Origin of the sequence: Psychrobacter pocilloporae (assembly GCF_029872915.1) — a bacterium.
GTDB lineage: Bacteria > Pseudomonadota > Gammaproteobacteria > Pseudomonadales > Moraxellaceae > Psychrobacter > Psychrobacter pacificensis.
In genome coordinates, this window is the sequence record NZ_PGFT01000001.1 from 1,274,126 (window position 1) to 1,290,726 (window position 16,601).

Genomic DNA, 16,601 nt, shown 5'->3' on the forward strand with positions numbered 1-16,601 from the left:
AAAAAGCCGACAACTCTGTCGGCTTTTTTACCTCTGTTATTTAGTAAGGCGCTTTAATTATTAGGCGTTAGATCTTGTCCGCGGCAGATATCATCACTGGCATCTAAAGGCGCATACTGCTTATAGTAGCTGACGATAGATTGCTCTAAAGCCACATTGGTCTGCGCATCATGGGCATTAATATAGGCTTCGCGTGCTTGCTCAAGCCAGCGGTCCGCCATACGAAAATGTATGCCTGACTCACGCCACCCTCGCTTACATTGATTGGTCGCCGCCCAAATTAATGCCACTTCACTAAATGCCATCTCACGTGGCGCTGACTCTATACCGCCACTGTCTTTTAGCGCACTCAGCGTCGCCCACAGATCAGGTCGCATTAGAGCAGAGGTAGTAGGGATATCTTGCTGTAGTTTGATGCTTTGCGCTGTATCGTTCTTTAGCGATTGTAAGATAGACTCTGCCGTTTCTGCCGCAACTATGCCCGCAGCTGAGCGGTTATTCATACTGTCTTGATGGATCGCATAAGTAAGCCATGCTTGTGCTTTGTAAGCGAGGTACTGCTGATGAGCGGTTTTGTCTTTTTGCTGATAGGGCTGTAGTTGCTCTACCATACAGTTGAGTACACGTTGCTGCGTGCTTTGATATTTATAAGAAGGGGCTTGAGCCTGAATATCATCACGACAGTCTACAGCACTATTCGCATCAACGATTTGAGCCGTGTCGTTAGCGATGCTATCTTGTGCTGAAGCAAGGGATACGACACTCAAAAGTAACAGTGCCGAGAGTGCAGTATGTACTGGTTGTTTATAAGCAGTGGTTTTGATGGCAGCTTTAAACATGATGCAAACCTTATCTGAAGGTAATGAGTGTGGGTATTTACCATTATTAGGGCTGACTCTGCGACTCCTGTCTAATCGCTTATTATATTGCCAGTAGACAGGAGTTAAGACGCTATCATTAGCTTACAAGGTAGTCGTATTAACTTGCGTAGAGTCACTGTTTAAACGCTTGTTCTTACGTGGGTCTTCACGCTTGAATAGATTTTCATCAAACTTAAAGCGCAATCTAAAGTAAGCCCCTTCTTGAGTACTGTCGTCATAGGCGATGTCTTCATCTTCAAAGCCCATAAAGTTATAGCCAAGTGACAACCAAAGGTTGGTCATTGGGCTATAGCCCACTTCAGCACCTAACATATAAGACAAATCATCTGCTTGCTTATTCCAATAAGTACCCGCTTGCAAACCAACATCCCAACGTTCGCTAATATCGTACAGACCGCGACCATAAACGGCATGAGCAGTATTGTCACTGGTAATGTTGTCTGCTTCATATTCTGTATACTTACCCGCATAGCGACCAGACAAGGTTAGGGCACGCGTTGGATGGTAGTTACCATTCCATGACCAAACAGTGGTGTCTTTTTGATAAGTATCATCACCCGTGTTATTGTCATCCAAACGATACTCAAGCTTTGCAAGCATGTCTAGTTGATTGCTGTCGTAATCACGATAAGCGGCACCAAGTTGGAAACGATTAATCGTGCGATCACCATCATTATAGTCGATGCGCGAATAGGTATCTTTGGCCAATAAGGTAATCTCATCGGTATAACGATAGGCAATACCTGCGTTACCAAGTAAGGTGTCGCTTGTCTCGCCCCAACGTTTCTCAACACGTCCTGATGCTTTGTAGTTTTCTTTGGCAAGATACTCAACGCCAAAACCTGCCGCCGTGGCGGTGTTGTTCTCTTCGCCTTCTAATGACTCAACGCGCTCAAGCAACGTATTTAGAGTCAGGCCTTCTTGTACATACCACTTGTTTTTCAGACCGATAGCGGCTTCCGCTTCACGCGCACTGATCGCGTCACGCATGCGGTATTCGCTATACACTTTACCGTCTTTCATATAATTGACGTCAAAGCCCACAACGGTACGTTGACGCTCATCAGTATCATCAAGACCATAGCTACCAGACAAGCTATTGATCAAATCATGACGTGCATACAGACGACCCAAGCCACCGATTGGCGTCTCACCACCGATGGACGTCGCGTTACGTGAGCTATTTTCGATATCTTGCTCATACTCTGCAAACACCAAGCTATTATTTAGCTTGGGTAGGCGAGAAGTGATACGGGCACGAACCGTTGTGCCTTCGATGTCTTTGTCAGCATCACTAACGCTATTTAATGCTGACTGGTTGATAATGTCATCGTTAAATAACGTATCGTCAGTAACGTCTACGACATCTGTTGCCGCTTGCGTATTGCGTGAGGCTGCCGTGGCATCTTGTTTGTAGTAACGCACACCGATTTCACCAACGACATTTTCACTCAAACGTTGCTCGATACTGGCTTGTACGCCTTCACGACTCGCGTCAGTAGTATGATCCTTGGTACGCACACCTTCTAACTTCAACGCTGTTTTTTTGTCGTTGAATGTATGGATGACTTCTACGCCAGACTCCGTACGTCCAGCAGTCAGTGGTGATGCACCAGTGACAAATCCTTCATCTGCATCATTGTAATAAGCCTTGGCACGCGTGTCTTTCTTATTATCAAAGTCAAGCTCGACACGTAAGGCATTGCCCTCAACATTATTATCGTCTAATTCTGTGGTGTTGATCTGATTGCTTGGCTGAAAATTAGGGTTCTCAGCTTTGTTCATTGCGTATTCAGCGACCAGCTTTAGCTTATCGTTGAACTTGATAACGCTATTGACACTAGCCAGCTCTTCTTTGTTCAATGGGTCGTCGCTATTGATATAGCTACCACCGATAGCGACTTTATTAGTCAGTTGCTGTTTGGCAGCGATACCACCAACCAAATAGTCCTCACCACCTTCATCCACTTCTACTGTGACACGAATGTAGATAGGATTGCCTTCGAGATCTTGACTCGCAATCGGTGATTTTAGATATAAACTGCGGCTAATCGGGTCTATCTCATAATCAGCAAAACGAGTTAGCGTCTCACGGTTGACGATTAAGCCAGGGTTATTACGGTCGCGAGTGATCACTTCGATAGTTTCTGAGTTCTCTAACACGGCATCGAAGTCTTCAGCTAATGGGTAGGGACCTGAAATACCTAAACCGCGAGTCTCATTAACGCGCTGGCTAGTACTGGTCTCTGCCAAAAACGTAGTCACGCGAGTATTATTATCTTCAAATTGCGCCTTTAGACCAGTCAAGGTGCGATTGTACTGACCAAGCTCAATGCCTTCATCATTGTCAATTTGTGTTTTTAGGTCGCCATACATAGCAAACGAGCGACCTTTGTCTAGACGCACATAGAGCTTACTGGTTGATTGCGCATCAAAGCCCTTAGCCGATGAGTCACCATAGACAGGATAGTATTCGCCAGGCTCGATATCACGGAATAATCGCTCGCCTTTTTTGTCACTGTCATAAGCCAACGTCAGCAAGTAATCTCCGCGCACTTTGCCTTTCAAGAACATTGCCGCACGACCAGTGGCTGAATAATCATCATTGCCTGAGATTTCATGCAGCTCTTGCTCGAACGCGCCTTGTGCGTCTGTGATATTGCTGCCATCAAAGTCTTTGAGAGAGATAGCACCTTCGACGATACCCACAGCAATGAGTGGACGCAGCTTAGCCGTGAACTGTAGTGGGATAATTTGCTTGCTACTACCCGTATCGATGACCAACTCACCTTTGCCTGGTGCGCTTGGCGCGATGACTGGTATTAATAGCTCACCCCCTGATACAGTAACTTGGGTACCGGCTTGATCTTGGCTGCTGTCTTTCAGATTGATACGACCGATATTAGTATCAAGTGTAAGAGAAGTAGTACCGATATAGGGGCGATTGTCGCGATCTTTTAGACTAATAACAACCTGATATTCGCTGATACCATCTGCTGGGACTAGTTGTGCTTGCGTACGATAATCAATCGCTTGCAGACTATCAGGTGTCAATACGGTGATGGTCTGCTCGGAAATAGTTTTGCCATTGATGTCAGTTGCCACACCACGTAGAGTATTGCGTCCGCGTTTTAGGTCAACCGCATAATAGTCAAAAGCCATTACATTTTGCTTTTCTTGCTCAGCAGTTTTACCGATTTGCTGCTCTGATATCGCTTTGCCATTGGCGTATAGAGTAAATATTGAACCAAGTGGTGCTTGTACCTGTACCATCTGCTTGTAAGTACTGAGCTGTTGACCTTCATTTAGGTTAATGAAGGTGACATTATTGTTAGCCACTTCTTTTAGATATTCTTCGAGCTCTTTTTCTACTGGAGGTGCAACCGTTGTCACGGCCATGTCTACACGATTGGTCGCATCCCCAATCATGTCGTTGACAATAGCAGAATCACAGTTGTTACCAAGGTCTAGGTCGCCATTGATATTGCAGCCACTTGCATCGACATTATCAGTCGTGTCGGCATCGTAGTTTGGCTCTAATGTTAGCACTGTTTTTACCGCTTGCTCTAGCGTATCATTCTTAGCACTCACTGATTTGCTACGAGCGATTAACTCGGCGTTCAGACGCTCAGTACTATCGCCCATGCCGCCCACAATCGCAAAATCTGCACGATGTAGCTCGCCATATTTCAAATCGACAAAACGGCTGCCAGCATCACCCGCATTACGGTTGCTTTGGGTGACCAGCTCTGTTTCTCTAGGGATCGTCGTGCTATCTACTTTTAGTACGTGTGTTTTGGCACTGACCCCGTAAAAGTTGTATTTACCTTCAGGATCGGTCACGATGAAGTTGCCGTTCTCCATATAAATACGGACACCAGCAACCCCAAGCTCGCCGTCTTCTTTTTGCTGAATACCATCACGGTTGATATCGTGATAGACCTTACCAATGATGATACCGTCAGTATTCATGACGCCGCGTTCTACGTCGATTTTCCACTGTGCTTCTCTTGATACTAAGCTTTGGCCTTGCTCATTGTTAGCAACTGCGATTGCGCGGTTGATACCATCACCACCTACTGATGAAGCACCGATAAGCACACGATAAGTAATTTTTTTACTTTCGCCATTTTCCATGTTTCCTAAGTTCAATACCTGATATTTACCATCAGCTTTAAACTCGGTGGTCTGTGCTTGATTGATATCAATATCAGTCGTTGGACTAACACGTACACTATTCTCAACATAGTCAAAACCACGTGGTAAGGCATCTTTTAGCTGTACATCGTAAGCAGTAGCGTTACCATTGTTCGTGATATTGATGGTGTAGCTGACATAATCGCCGAGTTCAGCAATTTTTACGTCACTTTCCTTTGTAACAACTAAAGCTGGGTTGTCATCGACGATATTAATTTGTGAGCTCAGGTCACTGATACGCACGGTGAAGTCAGACGCGTTCGGCAGTTCATCAGCACCAGTACCAACCGAAGGGGCGATACAAGCATCTAAACTGGCAGTCAATGTGTCGTTGTTCAACGTTTGGATAAGCTTATCGTCAATAGCGTTAGCGTTATTTTGAGTGGCTGCTGATAGCTGATATTTACCTGTGTTATTACCGGTTTCTATAGCTTTAAGTGAATAGCTATCACCACTACCAACGGGCGGGTTAGCTGATTTGATGGTTACCCATACTTGATCAGGCTTGTCAGTTTGTACATTACATTGCGCATAGCTGGCACTGACATAAACGTCATCATTAATTTGTGAAATCGTTTTGCTTTCATCAAATTTAGGAGTGGTGAATTTGATACCAGATTCGATAATGACTAAACTATCAGTCGCACTCACGCTGGCTACTGACGGGTCTTCTAAGACAACTGCACCAATCTTAATGTCAGCAGTATCTCCATCCTTACCATTAGCATCTGATAGAGCTTGTACAATAAACTGAATGTTTTCACTCTGACCAAGCTTGATTTGGGCACTCATGTTATCAAGAATCAATTGTGTATCACCACTATCGACAATGCCGTTTTTATTCAAGTCTTGATAAACTTTCAAATTAGATAGAGTTGGCGATACATCAAGCGTCAGCTCAACAGTCTGATCACTATAGCTAGTATTACTAAGAACATTAACCCAATTCACCAGTGTGTTGGGTGCGACAGTACGCACAGGTGGCTGAGTTAAGTTAATACCGTATTCAGGTAAGGCAGAGGCTTTGACTTGAACTTGGTTTGAAATGCTATTTTGTTTGATAGAATTGACGTCATAAGAAGCATTAGCGATATTGTTGATAGTTTGTACGAGAGTGGTGGGCGCAGCAAACGCCATATTTGATTGCATAAGCAACATTGCAGCCGTCAGCGCAGAGATCTTCGCTGTATGCAACGTAATACGATTAGACGGTGTCATTAAAGATTTAGTCATATGTCGCTTATCCAATAAAATATAAAAGGGTCGGATAGTAATTCTCCAGCTTGGCTCATCAAAATCAATTAGGTCAAGCTGGAGCGTTAGTCTATAAGCGTCTTGTGAAGCTTATAGACTTTGAAATGTTAAATATCAATTAACGAGCGTTTTTAATTTTGATTTTAAAAGTCAAGGTACCAACGCCCTGAGGAACTAGGGTATAGTTAGTACCAAGAACTGCAGTACTGGTAGTACTAGCTATGCCTGCAGTAGATGAGGCAGTCGCAGAAGTAGCAGGTGAACCAGCTACTAAATCCGCACCAGCTGAAAAGTTAGACAACAAATCCGAAATGGTTAAATCGTTAAGATTAAAACCTAACGCTGCTGAAGAAGTATTAGTCGCCTGAATACGATAGATAACACACTGATCAGGTTCCGCATCGATCGCAGTCCCAACAAAGGTACTTGCAGCAACCGTACCTGAACAAGTCGCATCTAATGCTTGAGACTTCACTAAAGTTAAGCCTCTAACGTTAGTGGTATCAGTCACTGTAGTAGCAGCAGGTGCATTAATACCAGCAGGTGTTAGTGTTACAACAGAAGTTTCAGTGCTACCAACAGCTGCAGCATCAGCAACAGTTGCAGGAGCAGCTACATTGCCCGACGACACATTGTAGTTGATTTCTAATGTGCCACCAGGTGCAATACCATTTGGAAATTGAGCGGTTGGTAGTGTAGTGCTATTAAGAGTATATGTATTACCATCAGCAACGGTAGGTTGCAGCGTTATAGTAACCGGAGCGCCATTACCAGGCGGCGTATAAGTAGCACTAACAGGACCAGTAACAGGTCTGACAGCCCCATTATTGCCACCATCAGCAATAGTGAAAGTCAATGGGTTAGCATTGGTACCTTCACCATCTTGACCGCTGTTAGTAATGAGAGTTGAATGAGTCGCTTGACTAGCAGTACCTGAGGCAGGGGGAACTTCTCTAGTCGTTGGATTGCTCACCACAACCGCTCGTCTGGTAAAGTTAGTCACACCAGGACTATCTATACCAGCGCCGTTACCTTCACCCGCATCATCAGGTATTCTAGTAGGACCTATAGTGCTATCTGTACTATCCAAAATATCATAGTCAGTACCAAGTACAGGATTAGCAGGTAGCGGGCTAACCGGACCGACAAACTTATCGTAGACTTCTGCGTTGTTAGTTACTGAACTATTAGCAGATGTAAACTGATCTCTATCGACGTTAACCGTGAAAGTAATCGTGCGACTTGCGCCAACAGCTAAGTTCGCTACGGCAACATTAATAGCTTGTCGACCACCAACAGTAGAAATCGTAGCGGTACCAGCACCACCAGTTACGGTCACGTCTGATGCTGTGCCATTAGGTAAACTCAAACCTACAGGAAGGACATCTCTGATAACAATATCAGTCGCAGCAGCACTATAGTCAGTAGTCGCGTTAGTGACTACGATACTATAAGCAATCTGTGGGTTGGCGACTGTCAAATCGACAGTACTGGTCGCTGTTTTTACAATTTTAAAGGTAGGCAATCTCACGATAGTTTGGTTTTCGTTTACCAATGTCGCACCAGGTGCATTATTAGCAGTAAAGAAAGTACTGGTCGCTGTTAATGTGCCTACACCTTTGTCATTACCGTTACGATTGTCTGGCGTAGCTGCTTCGTAGCTTAAGTTAGCTCTAGTACCTGGCTGTAGTCTAATAGTACTGCCATTAGTTAGGGTACCTGTCTGTGCTTGAGTTCCTAAAGCGGTGACTTGAGCAGAAGTTAGAGGAGTGCCATCTGCTTGTACAATAGTAAACGCAACAGGCGCAGTACCTAAAGGGTAGTCTGGAGTAGCCGTTACTAGTGATGAGTCATTACCTGTGGTGTTAATGGTATAAGTATCCGTCACGTTACCCGTGTTGGTTAAATTATGAGTAAAGGTAGTTGTACCACCTGGCGTAGCAGTCTGATTGATAGCAGTATCGTCACCAATACTACCATCATCAACAGTCGATGTGAGTGCAAAGTTAGCCGTTTCGCTAACGTTAACGGTTACTGTGTTAGAGGTTACAGATGGCTGACTGACGCCAGCAACACTGTAGCTTGCAGTTGCTACGTTATTAATTGGCGCAGCGCCTGCTGTTACAGCGTTAGCTGGGGTCGCTGCATTAGCGCCAGTAGACACACCCATTACTGCGGCGACGCCGACAGCTAGCAGGCTATAGTTAAAAGTGTTTGATTTCATATAATGCTCCAGAGTTAAGATTAAAAATTGAAACGTTAAAAGCGTGAAGGTTTAATGTCTATTGAATTAATTAACGGTGGTATTGAGAGCAACAGCTGCTGACTTTTTAGCTGGCAATAACTTAATATTCCAACGCAGAGTGCGGTATTCAGAATATGGAATCTTGACCATTTTGCCATCGACTTTACGCATAAGTGGCATATCAGCATAGTTTTTGCCATCGATACTGGCTTGCGCACTTGCAGGCATCGCATCGCCAGTAAATGTCATATTGGCAGGGATAGGTAGCGTCACCATTAGATCGTTAATATCTTTATTGATGGTATTGGTATAATTCGCTTTATACTGAATCACAGTACCTGCCGGTGCGGTGCGTACTGGCGTATAGACTGTTTTACCTTCCGCATTCTTTATGACTTGATTAGCTGTTAGTTCCATTTTTAGAGCATCATCAGCATGTGCTACATTTAGTAAAGAGCTAAAAGCTATAGTAGCTAATAGAATATTGCGTAGAATCTTGAAACGTTTCATATAAAATCCTTTCTTATACCGTTACTATCATGGGGATACTAATGCTTTGGGCTGCCGTGAAACTGTCTATCATTTGCTATCAGGGTCGTCTGTAAAAAGCACACATTCCCCTTTAAGCTATTGTAACGTAATCGATACAAGTATCAATTATAAAGATGATAAATGGTATTTCAAGATGACCGAACGGTAAAAGCCCTGTCTAAGAAGACAGGGCTTGATTGAGTACTCAGTAATTCGATACACAGGTGTTTAGTTACTAATGGTAGTACCATATTTAGTATTAAAACGAATGGCCTGACGGCGAGTGGCTGTAGTAGCACCTAAGGAAAAAGTATTGGTGATCACTGTACCGTTGTTACCAATAGATACTGAGTTTGTTGCAAATGATGGAGTGCCACTATTTTCACCAATAGGTATTGGATTAACTAAGGTAGAGGTAATTAGCGAATTATTAGAGTCGTTTTTACTCTGTAGCCTATCCTTAATAACAATATCTGTCAGAGAAACATTACCTCGATTGATAGCTTCAATTCTATAAGCGATACATTGTCCTGGCACAATGCCAGATATTGGTTTTATACTATACGCGCTGCTAGCACTACCTTCATAATTAACACCAATTGTGGCAAGGTTATTTAGACTACAGTCATGAATATACTGACTTTTGATCAATACCAATGCAGCATTTGCTTGAATAACATCACCGAAATCATTGCTAGGATAGTTGTACTGACTATTAATGATGTTTATTTGTCGCACATCGCTTGTCGTGTCTACAGAATAGGTATAATTACTAGGTTCATTCTGAGTGACACAGAGTCTTGTGTAACTACCTACTTGTGCTGGCGTCAAGCTAAAACTATAGGTTCCATCATTACCAATGTTTACCGTCTGAGGTGAGAACGTACCACTATCACCGGCACATTTATTCAAAGTAATGGTGTGACCGGTGGTAAAAGGGATACCAGATTCGGTAGGTGAATCGTATTTGCCATTGAAATAAAGACTATTATTTAAGTACTTGCTAGATATATCATCCTTAGATGGATTTGAAACATTACCGTTATCGTTAAATACTGTACCTGAAAATACATAGTTAGATCTATCATTTGTGATTGTGCACGTCCAACTATCTCCGTACGTAAGCTTTAGATTCTTTGGGTCTAAAGTCGTAACGGTTGTACCATCCGATCTTCTACATGCATATAACGCAGTATAGTCTGCTAAATTTGTCGTTCCTGAGACCGCCTCTGTCAATGTATAAGTCTTGGTAGGATTAACCTTGAAAGTTCCTGTAGTACCTGTGCCCGTAGTAACTGTATTACCTGAACCTGTTGTAGTAACTGAGTTAATACCACTGGTAACGACGGAGTTATCTGCATTGTCCTTGATTTGAACAGTGAATTGATCGGTATTTGTTTTACGAGAAGAAGAGAGCACTTTAGTATATGTTAGGCGCGGCTGTGGCAAGTAGCAGTAACCATCAAATACAATGTTGATTAGCTGATCACCAGGGTTACCGAAATTGCTAAAGTCATAATAGTTTAAATCAGGATTATTACCATAAGTTACATCTACTCTAACTACAGGTTGATTAAAAGCAACGGATACTTTACACCTTTCGTCCACAGAGTCTGTACTACACAAAACGCTACCGGTAGTGGTAGTTTGACGATAGGGTGCCGTAGTCGTTATTCCGGTGCCTCTATATATTAAAGTTGGCGTCACACTAGTACCTGCACTGGTAAAACCAGTGATAGTTACTTGGTCAGAAAACTCGAAATACCTAGTTCCTGAACTTGTTGAACCTACATAGTTCACATCTATATCATAAATACTTAAACTGACATTAGTAAGGGCTTGAGACTCGTTGGTAAAACTGTTTTTAAAAGTATATGAAACCGTACGAGATGATGCCTTGTTAGTAAAATCCTGGAAAAATTCAAATGATTGAAGGTTGCCCGCTAGCGTTTTAGGTCTATAAAGATTTGAGCCGCCTGCATCTAAACTGCCAGTAGTAATCAAACTGTTAGAAGCAACAGTGTAACTTTCACTTTTAAGACCATTTAAAAGTTGGTTTACACCAAGAATAGGGGGTGATGCTGTCGATCCTAAGTTGCTGTAATCAGTGCTTGAAAACTCATCAGAAATGTAACCAGCAGGACATGTTGTTATTGCTGCAAAAGCTAAATAATTAGGTAGCAGTATTAATAAAGATGGTATAGCTATCCAACGCGTTACTCTTGACTTAAAAGCTGACAGTTCAATAGACGAATTCATAATAGCTCCGAGAGTAAGAATGGAATTTGGATATAGCTTTGTGATAAGCATAATGTATAAGTGACAATTAATATACAAAAATGAGATGAAAGTCTATTTATAGGGTATGAATAGCATAAAAGTTTACTCAAATAATATCTATTTAGTAACTCAAACTGTTACTACAGAGACGATATTAATTTTTATACATTCAGCAAGGTTGAATAGATATAGTTTAGCAAGTGATTGATAGTCATTTTTAAAAAAACTAATCATTATTTATTTAAAAAATACTTGTTATTTATCCATTTCTCTACAGCCATAAACAATTGCCTCGCAAACGCTTATAATAGAGTGTCAAAATCATCCATGACTGAATATACAGAGACAACAGTATGATCTGTTTTGTAGTTTCGTCCATTTGACGCATATGTCAATTCTCAGTGGCACTATTTTGTATAATCTAGCTGTATCTCACCGTATGAAACAAGGGAATGCTTGGACATATCAAGGAAGTCATAAGTAAACCGATATCTCACTTCACACCAGTATTTAACAAAGCCTTACCGTCTAGATAGGTAGGTATGACTGATATAAAAGGATCGACAACAATGAATTATTACAAGGATGCTGACAGCACCGAAACACAAGAATGGCTTGAAGCCTTTGAGTCTGTGATCAAACATGCAGATAAGGATCGCGCGCAGTTTTTACTAAAAGCCTTATACAATATGGCGGTGCAAGAAGGCCTGCCATTCAACCGCCTTGATACTGCTTATATCAATACCATCGCAGTCGAGGACGAGCCGATGTATCCTGGCGACTTGACCATTGAGCGTAAGATCCGTGCGCTGATTCGCTACAACGCGCTGGCGATGGTGATGCGTGCCAACAAAAACGATGACGATCTAGGTGGCCATTTGGCGACATTTGCCTCTAGTGCCACGCTGTATGAGACAGGCTTTAACCATTTTTTTCGAGCCGCAAGTGATCATTTCGGTGGTGACATGGTTTATTATCAAGGTCACTCAGCGCCAGGTATCTATGCACGTTCTTATTTAGAAGGTCGTCTAACCGAAGATCAGCTTGATAACTTCCGCCGTGAAGTGGGTGGTAAAGGCTTATCAAGCTATCCTCATCCATATTTGATGCCTGACTATTGGCAGTTCCCAACGGTATCAATGGGCTTAGGTCCGATCATGTCGATCTATCATGCTCACGTGCATCGTTACATGGAAAACCGTGGCTTGCTCGAAAAAGAAGGCCGTAAAATTTGGGCATTCTTAGGTGATGGTGAGACGGATGAGCCAGAAAGCTTGGGCGCAATCTCTCTTGCTGGTCGTGAGAAGTTGGACAATCTAATTTGGGTTGTTAACTGTAATCTACAGCGTCTTGATGGTCCAGTACGTGGTAATGGCAAAATTATTCAAGAGCTAGAGTCGGTATTTCGCGGTGCTGGCTGGCGTGTGATTAAAGTCATTTGGGGTGGTAAATGGGATAGCCTGCTTGCCAATGATGATACTGGCGTACTCAAACATCGTATGGAAGAAGTGGTCGATGGTGAATACCAGCTATATGAAGCGCGTACGCCTGAATTTACTCGCAAAGAATTCTTTGGTAAATATCCTGAATTAAAAGAAATGGCAGATGCATTGACTGATAAAGACATTGCACGCCTAAACCGTGGTGGTCATGATCCACAAAAAGTGTACGCTGCGTTTAGCGAAGCGATGAAAACCAAAGGTCAGCCAACGGTCGTATTGGTCAAAACTGTCAAAGGCTATGGTTTGTCCAGCACAACACAAGCGGTCAATAAATCGCATCAAATCAAGAAACTTGATCAAGAGGCGCTTGTTTATTTCCGTGATCGCTTTGATTTGCCATTTACCGATGAGCAATTAGAGACCCTACCATTCTACCGTCCTGAAGAAGGTTCGGCAGAGATGAAGTATCTAAAAGGTCGCCGTGAAGCATTGGGTGGTCATCTGCCAAACCGCCGTAGTGGCCATATTCCGCTGAACATCCCTGAGCTGTCGATATTTGATCGCGTCTTAAAAGGCAGTAACGGCAAAGAACAATCAACGACGATGGTATTCGTACGTCTGTTATCAGCCATGCTGAAAAACAAAGACATCCAAGATCGCGTGGTACCAATCGTACCAGACGAAGCGCGCACCTTTGGTTTAGAAGGTATGTTCCGTCAATTGGGTATTTACTCTGCGGTCGGACAAAAATATACGCCAGAAGATAGCGAAGCATTGATGGGCTATAAAGAAGCCATCGATGGCCATATGTTAGAAGAAGGTATCAACGAAGCGGGTGCGATGAGTACATGGATTGCCTTGGCAACCAGTTACTCTGTGAACGCGCTACCAATGATTCCGATGTACATCTATTACTCGATGTTTGGCTTCCAGCGCATAGGTGACTTGGCGTGGGCGGCAGGTGACTGTCAGGCACAAGGCTTCTTATTAGGGGCTACTGCGGGTCGTACGACTTTGAATGGTGAAGGCTTACAGCATCAAGATGGCCATTCGCAGATTTTGTTTAACACCGTACCGAACTGCGTGAGCTATGACCCTTGCTATGGTTATGAGTTGGCGGTCATCATGCATGATGGCCTACGCCGTATGTACGGAGAAGGCGAGCGCGTTTATTATTACCTAACGCTAATGAACGAAAACTACGACCAGCCTGCCATACCAGAAGGAAGCGAGGAAGGTATCAAGCGCGGTATGTACTTACTTGAAGACAACGGCTCAACTCAGGTACAGCTATTGGGTTCAGGCGTGATTCTACGTGAAGTACAAAAAGCGGCTCAGATCCTAAAAGATGAGTTCAATATCACATCAAACGTTTGGAGTGTCACCAGCTTCAACGAGTTGACTCGTGATGGTATGGTTTGTGACGACTACAACCGTCTACATCCAATGGATGAAGAAAAAGTGCCATGGGTTACTGAGCAATTAGCACCGCACGAAGGCATCGTAGTTGCAGCCACTGACTACATGCGTAACTACTCAGAGCAAATTCGTGCTTGGTTACCAGACAACCGTCCTTATACCACGCTTGGCACAGATGGTTATGGCCGCTCTGATACTCGCGAGAACCTACGCAGCTTCTTTAACGTTGATGCGGCTCATATCGTTGTCGCCACGCTTAAGCGCTTAGCGGATGAGGGTGAAGTCGAGATGCGTTTGGTAAAAGATGCGATTTCAAGCTTAGGCATCGATGCGGATCAGCCACCTGCATGGCACCAACAGTCTTATTATGATCATTCTCCAGATGCACCTGCACCAGGCAAAGTCAACCCAAGTCCTGTGCCTGAGTTCGTTGCTGAAGACGATGAAGATATCAGCAATGAAGGCCGCGCCGAAGATCAAGCAGATGCGCTCTTGCTCAATGACGGTGATGTCAAAGAATAATAATCATAAGACTAGGAGATAAAACATGGACATTAAAGCCCCCGATTTGGGTGTCGATAGTGCTGAAGTCAGCGAAATTATGGTAGCAGTGGGTGATGTCATCGCAAAAGATGACAACATCGTTTTGTTAGAGTCTGACAAAGCGTCAGTTGAAGTACCAAGCTCTGCTGCTGGTAAAGTCACCAAAATCAATGTCGCCATCGGTGATCAAGTCAGCGAAGGCATGGTATTGATCGAAGTAGAGAGTGCTGACGCAAGCGATGATAATGACGATACTGCCGAAGAAGTAACTGATTCAGAACAAGCAGACGATAATAATGAAGACGCACCTGTTGAAGATGAAGCAGATGCAGAAGAAGCGACTGATGATGCTGGCGAAGGCGCATCGACTACCCATGCACTGCCAGATATAGGCGTTGATGAAGCGCAAGTGGCTGAGATTATGGTGAGTGTAGGCGACACGGTCAGTGCCGATGAGTCTATCCTACTGATTGAGTCAGACAAAGCCTCAGTTGAAGTGCCTGCACCAGAAGCAGGCGTAGTCGAAAAAATCTTGGTTAATGCTGGTGACACTGTTGCCAACGGTCAAGACTTTATCGTTATTAAAGCGGCAGGTACTCCTAAGGCAAAACCGAAAGCGGATACTGCTAAAACTGAAGATAAAGCGGACAAGCCTTTACCGAAAACTGAAAACAAGTCACAGCCAGCCCCAACAGGCGAGCCAAAGCAAGCGCCTGCACCGACCTCAACTGCTGCACCTGCGGGCAAAAAATTGAGCGAAGCGGAAGTCAATGAAAAGTTGGTTGATGTATATGCAGGTCCTGCTGTACGTAAATTGGCTCGTCAGCTTGGCGTCGATATCACACAGGTAAAGGGTTCAGCATTAAACGATCGCATTCTAAAAGAAGATCTGTTTGCGCATGTTAAAAACCGTTTGACCACCCAACAAGCCGCACCAGCTGCTCAGGGTGCTGTTAGCTCAGGTCTGCCAAAACTACCTGATATGAGCAATGTTGAAATCTGGGGCGAAACAGAAACCCAAGATTTAAGCCGCTTGCAAAAAGTGTCAATCCCGCAGCTGAACTACAATACCTATCTACCGCAAGTGACACAGTTTGATTTGTCTGATATCACCGAAACTGAAAAACTACGCGGTGAGCTAAAGGGTGACATGAAGGCGCAAGGTATTGGCCTGACTATTTTGGCCTTTATTGTTAAAGCAACTGCTTACGCCTTGACTCAGCATCCACGTTTCAACAGTCATTTGAGCGACGATAATACACAAATTATCTTACGTAAGAGTGTCAACATGGGTATTGCGGTTGCGACTGATGACGGCCTAGTGGTTCCTGTGATTAAAAATGCACAGGACAAAGGCATCAAGCAGATCGCTATCGAGATTGGCGAGCTGGCAGGTAAGGCTCGTGATAAGAAGCTTGGCGCTAAAGACTTGCAAGGCGCGAGCTTTACGATTTCGAGCCAAGGGAACTTAGGCGGTACGGCATTTACGCCGCTGGTCAACTGGCCACAAGTCGGTATCTTAGGCGTCTCTGAAGCCAGTATGCAGCCGCGCTGGAACGAAACCAAGCAGACGTTTGAGCCGCGTTTGATGCTGCCATTATCATTGTCTTATGATCACCGAGTGATTAATGGTGCTGATGCAGCGGTATTCACTCGCTATGTTGCTACATTGCTTGCTGATCCACGCCGTATTTTGCTATAGCTGATACGCTACTTTAAAAACTAAAACCAAAAAAAGACTGCCTAAGGGTGGTCTTTTTTTTGAGCAGTACTGTATTAGATATGAGTAACTATCAGCCAAAAAAAAGC

7 protein-coding genes are annotated in these 16,601 nt (G+C 43.7%); 2 read left to right on the top strand and 5 right to left on the bottom strand.

Annotated features, from left to right (window positions below):
• Window positions 1-53: 53 nt before the first annotated feature.
• The 5 genes from CUR83_RS05595 to CUR83_RS05615 form a co-directional block, all read right to left on the bottom strand.
• Window positions 54-839: a hypothetical protein gene (locus CUR83_RS05595; protein ID WP_093070864.1), complete on the bottom strand. Its 786-nt coding sequence runs from the start codon at window positions 837-839 to the stop codon at window positions 54-56.
• 123 nt (window positions 840-962) lie between these two features.
• Window positions 963-6,311 carry a hypothetical protein gene (locus tag CUR83_RS05600; protein ID WP_284719268.1) on the bottom strand — a complete coding sequence of 1,783 codons (5,349 nt, stop codon included), beginning with the start codon at window positions 6,309-6,311 and terminating at the stop codon, window positions 963-965.
• 139 nt (window positions 6,312-6,450) lie between these two features.
• The gene (locus CUR83_RS05605) at window positions 6,451-8,556 is read right to left on the bottom strand and encodes a beta strand repeat-containing protein (RefSeq protein ID WP_284719269.1); all 2,106 of its coding nucleotides are present in this window, start codon (window positions 8,554-8,556) and stop codon (window positions 6,451-6,453) included.
• 66 nt (window positions 8,557-8,622) lie between these two features.
• Window positions 8,623-9,087 (bottom strand): hypothetical protein, encoded by a 465-nt coding sequence (locus CUR83_RS05610; RefSeq protein ID WP_284719270.1) that lies wholly within the window; start codon window positions 9,085-9,087, stop codon window positions 8,623-8,625.
• Between the two features lie 249 nt (window positions 9,088-9,336).
• Window positions 9,337-11,367 carry a hypothetical protein gene (locus CUR83_RS05615; protein WP_284719271.1) on the bottom strand — a complete coding sequence of 677 codons (2,031 nt, stop codon included), beginning with the start codon at window positions 11,365-11,367 and terminating at the stop codon, window positions 9,337-9,339.
• A 590-nt stretch (window positions 11,368-11,957) separates the two neighbouring features.
• Between CUR83_RS05615 and aceE the strand changes: the two genes are divergently transcribed.
• Together aceE and CUR83_RS05625 are read left to right on the top strand one after the other, a co-directional pair.
• The gene (gene aceE / locus CUR83_RS05620; RefSeq protein ID WP_284719272.1) at window positions 11,958-14,771 is read left to right on the top strand and encodes a pyruvate dehydrogenase (acetyl-transferring), homodimeric type; all 2,814 of its coding nucleotides are present in this window, start codon (window positions 11,958-11,960) and stop codon (window positions 14,769-14,771) included.
• A 25-nt stretch (window positions 14,772-14,796) separates the two neighbouring features.
• Window positions 14,797-16,494 (top strand): 2-oxo acid dehydrogenase subunit E2, encoded by a 1,698-nt coding sequence (locus CUR83_RS05625; protein WP_284719273.1) that lies wholly within the window; start codon window positions 14,797-14,799, stop codon window positions 16,492-16,494.
• The last annotated feature ends 107 nt before the right edge of the window (window positions 16,495-16,601 follow it).

Coding starts and splice junctions, on each gene's coding strand:
- CUR83_RS05610 (WP_284719270.1), bottom strand. CDS start 9,087: ATGAAACGTTTCAAGATTCTACGCAATATTCTATTAGCTACTATAGCT.
- aceE (WP_284719272.1), top strand. CDS start 11,958: ATGAATTATTACAAGGATGCTGACAGCACCGAAACACAAGAATGGCTT.
- CUR83_RS05595 (WP_093070864.1), bottom strand. CDS start 839: ATGTTTAAAGCTGCCATCAAAACCACTGCTTATAAACAACCAGTACAT.
- CUR83_RS05600 (WP_284719268.1), bottom strand. CDS start 6,311: ATGACTAAATCTTTAATGACACCGTCTAATCGTATTACGTTGCATACA.
- CUR83_RS05625 (WP_284719273.1), top strand. CDS start 14,797: ATGGACATTAAAGCCCCCGATTTGGGTGTCGATAGTGCTGAAGTCAGC.
- CUR83_RS05615 (WP_284719271.1), bottom strand. CDS start 11,367: ATGAATTCGTCTATTGAACTGTCAGCTTTTAAGTCAAGAGTAACGCGT.
- CUR83_RS05605 (WP_284719269.1), bottom strand. CDS start 8,556: ATGAAATCAAACACTTTTAACTATAGCCTGCTAGCTGTCGGCGTCGCC.